Origin of the sequence: Roseinatronobacter alkalisoli, from assembly GCF_028745735.1 — a bacterium.
In the GTDB taxonomy this organism is placed as follows: Bacteria; Pseudomonadota; Alphaproteobacteria; order Rhodobacterales; family Rhodobacteraceae; genus Roseinatronobacter; species Roseinatronobacter alkalisoli.
Genome location: NZ_JAQZSM010000075.1, coordinates 1 through 5,143, shown reverse-complemented (window position 1 = coordinate 5,143; position 5,143 = coordinate 1). Strand labels below are relative to the sequence as shown.

5 protein-coding genes and 1 pseudogene are annotated in these 5,143 nt (G+C 52.9%); 3 read left to right on the top strand and 3 right to left on the bottom strand.

Annotated features, from left to right (window positions below; all coding sequences use genetic code 11):
- Window positions 1-129: 129 nt before the first annotated feature.
- A complete protein-coding gene (locus PUT78_RS22975; RefSeq protein WP_274354551.1) occupies window positions 130-756 on the bottom strand; it encodes a LysE family translocator in 627 nt (208 codons plus the stop codon).
- Window positions 757-1,153: 397 nt separating this feature from the next.
- On the opposite strand from PUT78_RS22975, the gene PUT78_RS22970 reads away from it, so the two are divergent.
- Together PUT78_RS22970 and PUT78_RS22965 are read left to right on the top strand one after the other, a co-directional pair.
- Window positions 1,154-2,599: a S41 family peptidase gene (locus tag PUT78_RS22970; protein WP_274354550.1), complete on the top strand. Its 1,446-nt coding sequence runs from the start codon at window positions 1,154-1,156 to the stop codon at window positions 2,597-2,599.
- Complete coding sequence (locus PUT78_RS22965; RefSeq protein WP_274354549.1) at window positions 2,592-3,110, top strand: hypothetical protein; 519 nt, start codon at window positions 2,592-2,594, stop codon at window positions 3,108-3,110. Before PUT78_RS22970 ends, PUT78_RS22965 begins: the two co-directional genes overlap by 8 nt.
- A gap of 135 nt (window positions 3,111-3,245) precedes the next feature.
- Here PUT78_RS22965 and PUT78_RS22960 read toward each other — a convergent pair whose 3' ends face one another.
- Window positions 3,246-3,947 (bottom strand): IS6 family transposase, encoded by a 702-nt coding sequence (locus PUT78_RS22960; protein WP_274354548.1) that lies wholly within the window; start codon window positions 3,945-3,947, stop codon window positions 3,246-3,248.
- Between the two features lie 258 nt (window positions 3,948-4,205).
- Here PUT78_RS22960 and PUT78_RS22955 point away from each other — a divergent pair, with 258 nt between their 5' ends.
- Window positions 4,206-4,676, top strand: coding sequence for a hypothetical protein (locus PUT78_RS22955; RefSeq protein ID WP_274354547.1), 471 nt, complete (start codon window positions 4,206-4,208; stop codon window positions 4,674-4,676).
- 99 nt (window positions 4,677-4,775) lie between these two features.
- Here the strand turns inward: PUT78_RS22955 and PUT78_RS22950 are convergent.
- Window positions 4,776-4,889 (bottom strand): annotated as a pseudogene (locus PUT78_RS22950) (transposase domain-containing protein); the annotation flags it as partial.
- Window positions 4,890-5,143: the final 254 nt, after the last annotated feature.

Sequence of the window (5,143 nt, the reverse complement as noted above, 5' to 3'; positions counted from 1 at the left end):
TGGCCAGTCCTGCCCATGATCGCGTGAAATCACTGCCCGCGATCGCGTGAAACAGGTGCCCGCCTTCCCGTGAAATCGCTGCCCACGATCAGCTGAAATCAGTGCCCGCCATCATGCGAAACGCGCAACTTAGGCAGTCGGACGCCTTGCCGTCGCCAGCAGCGCTCCGAACACGATCATTGTTCCGCCACTGATCCGGTTGATCCAGCGTAGGCCTCTCGCATTGCGCATCATTCTTGAAAGCCGGGTGCCAGCAAAAGCATAAAGAGCGATGGCAACGAGTTCCAGCGCAAGAAAAATTGTCCCAAGAACCAGAAAACTGATCCAGTAGTCTCCCGGAACCACGAATTGCGGAAAGAAAGCTGTAAAGATCAAAATCGCCTTGGGGTTTCCGATTGCCACAAGAAACTCCCGACGGATAAAGGTCCGAAGTCCATTCTTGCCAAGTTCGGGGCGTTCTGACGGCAGTTCGGCATCTGACCGCAGGATCTTGATCCCCAACCAGACCAAATAGGCGGCACCCAGTAGCTTGACGACCATGAACGCAATTTCGGAGGCCATTAGCAGCGCGCCCATACCAAGAGCCGCAACGGCAATCATCAACACGAATGCAGCAAGGCGACCCGAAGCCGCAAGAACAGCGGCAAGTAACCCGTTCTGTGCCGCGATGGTCATAGAGAGCAGGTTGTTCGGACCGAATGCCATGTTGAGCGCAAAGCAGGCCGGAACAAACAGAAGCAGAGTTTCCAATGACATTGTTCTACCATGGTTCAATCGTGATGTTTCGGAAGTCTATGGCGCAATCAGCAACGGAGGTCTATGACCGCAATGTCCGCAGAGCGGACATTTTGTGGGGTGCCGTAGCGGCCTGCCTCCAATGGGCTTAACTGTGGGCAGAAAATATGCCTTCTCGTCTTGAGGCAAGCCAAAATACTTGCCATCTTAAGTTGCATGAAAACACTCCCGTCCTTAGCCGATCGCACTCGGATCGCTGCCCGAATTGTGACGGCTGTCGAGAATTGCTTTCCTCATGAACGACCCCAACATTATAAAGACGGGCGCGCGGCATATGCTCTCTTCACAGATGTCAGCGAGGCGGTTGACCGGCGTTCGTTTGTTGAACATTGCCAAAGGTTCCTCGCTGCACTGAGCAATGGCCACACAAGTTGTCTCGGACAACAGTTCTTTTCGCCCACAGATTGGTTTTTATGCCAGACCGCTGGATGGATCATGGACCGTTATCAGGACGAGACGCCCAGATTTGAGCCCGGGTGATAGGATCGTTGCACTTGATGGCACACCAATAGAACAGGTTGTCGTCGCGCTTATGCCGCTTTTGTCGGCGTCACGCTGTGAAGCAGCGCGAGCGTCTGTTCTGTTTTATACCCACCTGTTGCCCTCAGGGGCATCTCATTGGAAAACAGCTGATGGACGGAACGTGCCTTTTGCGCATCCACTTGCGCCAGTTCAGGTAGAAGGTGCAACTTTGCGAGTGGTTGCAAACGGTACTGCATTACTCCGTTTTCCTAATTGCACACCCGAAACGATCACGGAAGTATCGGCTTTGCTCGATGACGCACCACCATACCACAATCTGATTGTCGATCTTCGTGGAAATGGCGGAGGTCACACACCTGTCGATGTCATCCAACGATTGGTGCGCGGAACATGGCAATCGTGGGCAGTTGAATCCGTGCAGCACGAGGGCCTCGCCTTGGCCAACGGAGAGAATGGCCGATTCATTGTTCGCAGGCCGTCTTTCCGGCTCGACGCCAATCCTCGCGCTTTTGATGGCCCGCTGGTCATTCTGGCCGATATGTTAACGGGATCAGCGGCAGAAGATTTCATCATGGCAATTCGTTGCAGTGATCGGCGTTTGCCGGCCATTCTGATTGGCGAAGTGACAGCTGGCACCACTGGCCAGCCATATTTCGAGGAATTCCCAAGCCGAACAAAACGAGTCCGGACAATCCTGTCGCGGCGATCTGAGCCCAAGACAGGCAGATATCCTCACCACGGCAGAAATCCGGTACCTTCTTGCCCGCTTGTTGCCGCGGCCCGTCCTCACCGCAAGGTTCATCTGGACTTGGTCTCTATGGCGACGACGCCACCAAAACTCCGCCGCCATAGCCCATCGGAAAGCTCGACAGCATGTGCAACTGTAGTACTAACATGGCTCGGTATCACCCTTGGCGTGATAGGCACAGGTGTAGTTATTAATGAAATGACAACGCTCGAGGCGGGTGTTAGCGTTGATGACGGCATCCTAACCATGGATGGTCTCGTCGGAGAACAAGACAGCAAAGCAGGGCCGCGTGGTGGCCGTCATGTGTCTGGCCCTCTCACCCCTGAAAACGGAGGGACAGGGAACCCAGCGCAAGATTGGGAAGTACTCACAGGTGGTGACTATGTACGAGACCCCAATTCAGATCATCTGATTGGGCCGAATGGCGAACGTTATCGCCCTGGGAGAACAGGGAAGGGCCCTCGTATCGACATCCCTGCATCGGGCGATAAACCTCATGAAACAATGCATTACCCAGAAAGAGAGGAAACACAAGAAGCAGATAATGATGAGTACAGGACTTACAATGAATAGCAAAAAACCTAAGATTATGAAAACACACAACATTCAAGTCCCCGCAGAACTCCAGGAATTCGGTTCCTGGGTCAGAAATGTATGCGCTATAGGTACTAAAGGTTTTTTAGCTGGTAGCGGCGCTCAAAGTATTTTCCTTGCACTCGATAAAAATTTGGAGAATGTAGTTCGAATTTCAAGTGAAATGCATGACTATGAAGAACGAGGAGAAGCAGGCCAAATCTGCCTACAGCTCCTAGAGAACAGCAGTTTTTTACAAAGTGACTTCGATCATTTTTGGAAAGTGGGAAGCCCAACTAGGGTGCAAAAACTCAGTTTCACAACAAAGGATTTTAGCTCTGACAGCGGATTAACCTTCACTTTTGAGAACGGGCACGAAGTTGTCATCGTTGCTGCCGCTTATCCTTTCTACTTGTCAATTCTCGGTTTGAGTCATGGCATTGAAACAACCCCAGAATTTGATATTTCCTCCTACGTAAAAGAAGACATTTTTTCTATATCTGGTCAGTAGAGGTGTAAGCGGCGTTCAGGGGTGCTTGAATGCGCAGCGAGGTCGGGCTGCGCCAAGAAATTTCGACGCGCAATGCGCGCGGTGGTGTTGTCACATTAACTCAACCAGTCTTCAGGTTGGCGTGCCGATCTCACATCAAGCGACATTGGCCGCGATTTTCCATGCCTCGAGTGCTTCGAGCCGGTGGTAGCGGATGGTGATGGCGGAGCGGCGGCGGGCTGGGACGGCGAAGCAATTGCGGGTGGCGGACTGTATGGACACGAAGCGTTGTAATGCCCCCGGCGATCGAAAGCCCTGCATCACCCGCTCGCGTTTTCGAAAGGGCAGATGGCTGTTCTCGGCTCGGTTATTGAGTCCTTTGTGGGACCAATGATCCAGGCCAAGTGCGACCTCGCGCTTGGCGGCACCGTAGGATCTTAATTTGTCCGTAATGATCCGTTTGGGCACGAAGCCCCAGCGTTTCATCAGTTTGACCAGAAGTCGCTTTGCCGCGCGCTTGTCTCGCTTGGGCTGTAGGATCTCCTCAAGGACGACGCCGTGTTGATCAACGGCTCGCCAAAGCCAGAAGGACCGACCCGCGATCTTCACAACGACTTCATCCAAGTGCCAGACATCGCCAGGGCGCGGTTGCCGTCGCCGAAGAGTACGGGCAATTAGCGGGCCAAACTTTACCGTCCAGCGCCGGATTGTCTCGTACGAAACGTCGACGCCGCGCTCCAACATCAACTCTTCGACTTCACGGAGGCTCAAGTTGAACCGGGCGTAGAGCCAGACGACATGAGCGATGATCTGGGGTGGAAACCGGTGGCGCTTGTAGCGGATGTCTTGATTTCGCATCACCACCAACTACGCTGACAACCCTCGGCCAGCAATGTGCAGGGCGTTAACGTGACAACACCCTGCTCAGCGTGGTCAAATAGACGTTCGAACAATGGAAGGTGGAACAAGAGATGCTCGAACAGGTGGAGTTAGTGAACCCAGAGCGGTATTCTCTACAGTTGGGCAGTCGAGGCAATTGCGTACCCCAGACGGAACGGTCGCGACAGGGCGGCAACTTCAAAGAGAATTAGGCCATATAAGGCAGTATTTATCCAGATGAAAAACACAGTTAGAAAACTGAATGACTGGCTGAAGGGTGGCTACATCGTTTCGTTCCACGCTATGACGGGTTATGAGATGACAATACAAACAATAAAGCCGCCCCCTGATATAGGCGACTTCTGTGTACTTAGTTGGTTTTCTCCTGTACGGCTAGGCACTGAGGATAGTTGGCGCGATTTGTGCTCTAACCTGCCCATTTTTCCAGCAAAAGATGAGCCAGAACACGCTGCGACTGCGCTGGCATTATCGTGTTTGCTTGGCGTTCCTATATCGCATGTAGATATAACGGAAGACGGGGATTTGGTGTTATGCTTCGAAGAATTTAACGATCTGACAATAAGTTGCTACAATGATGATTTCGACGCTTCTGGCTGGGAAATTTTCTCGAAGAATTCTCCAGAAGTAGAAGGAACGCCGATTGTTTCATGTGACCTCAACGGAGATTTATATTTCGGAAAAGTGTAAGCGGCGGCTGCGCCCCATTGATTTCGCGCTTGCGCGTCGCCGTGATGGTGCGGAGCGGAGGGCGTCCGGTAGCTCGTCAGGGACTACGAGACGAGGTCCTTATGCATCCTTGACCTGCTGAACGTAGGCCCATGGCATAAGGGCGTCGATGTCGCGCGCAAGATGGCCATTGGCCAGTTTCGTGAACAGATCGTTCAGATAGGCATAGGGTTCCCCCGTCGTCTCATCATCTCCTCAGAATGACCTCGTCCGGGACTCCCTAGCGAGCTCGTTGCGCTCAGTCAAAACGGCAAAGCCGCCCGCCGCAACCGTAAATCCAATGGGATGGAAACGGCGCTTACTATTCTGCCTGTGACAGAAACGGTTGAGTTTTGACCAGCGTACGACTGACAGTGGACCTTCACCGGCAGGTGACCGAGCTTGCCAGTTGGTTTCGTGACCGGATGTCAGATTCTGAATAAGGCCAA

Excerpts from the sequence above, each read along its gene's own strand:
- PUT78_RS22975 (WP_274354551.1), bottom strand. The coding sequence starts at position 756 with ATGTCATTGGAAACTCTGCTTCTGTTTGTTCCGGCCTGCTTTGCGCTC.
- PUT78_RS22970 (WP_274354550.1), top strand. The coding sequence starts at position 1,154 with ATGGCCACACAAGTTGTCTCGGACAACAGTTCTTTTCGCCCACAGATT.
- PUT78_RS22965 (WP_274354549.1), top strand. The coding sequence starts at position 2,592 with ATGAATAGCAAAAAACCTAAGATTATGAAAACACACAACATTCAAGTC.
- PUT78_RS22960 (WP_274354548.1), bottom strand. The coding sequence starts at position 3,947 with ATGCGAAATCAAGACATCCGCTACAAGCGCCACCGGTTTCCACCCCAG.
- PUT78_RS22955 (WP_274354547.1), top strand. The coding sequence starts at position 4,206 with ATGAAAAACACAGTTAGAAAACTGAATGACTGGCTGAAGGGTGGCTAC.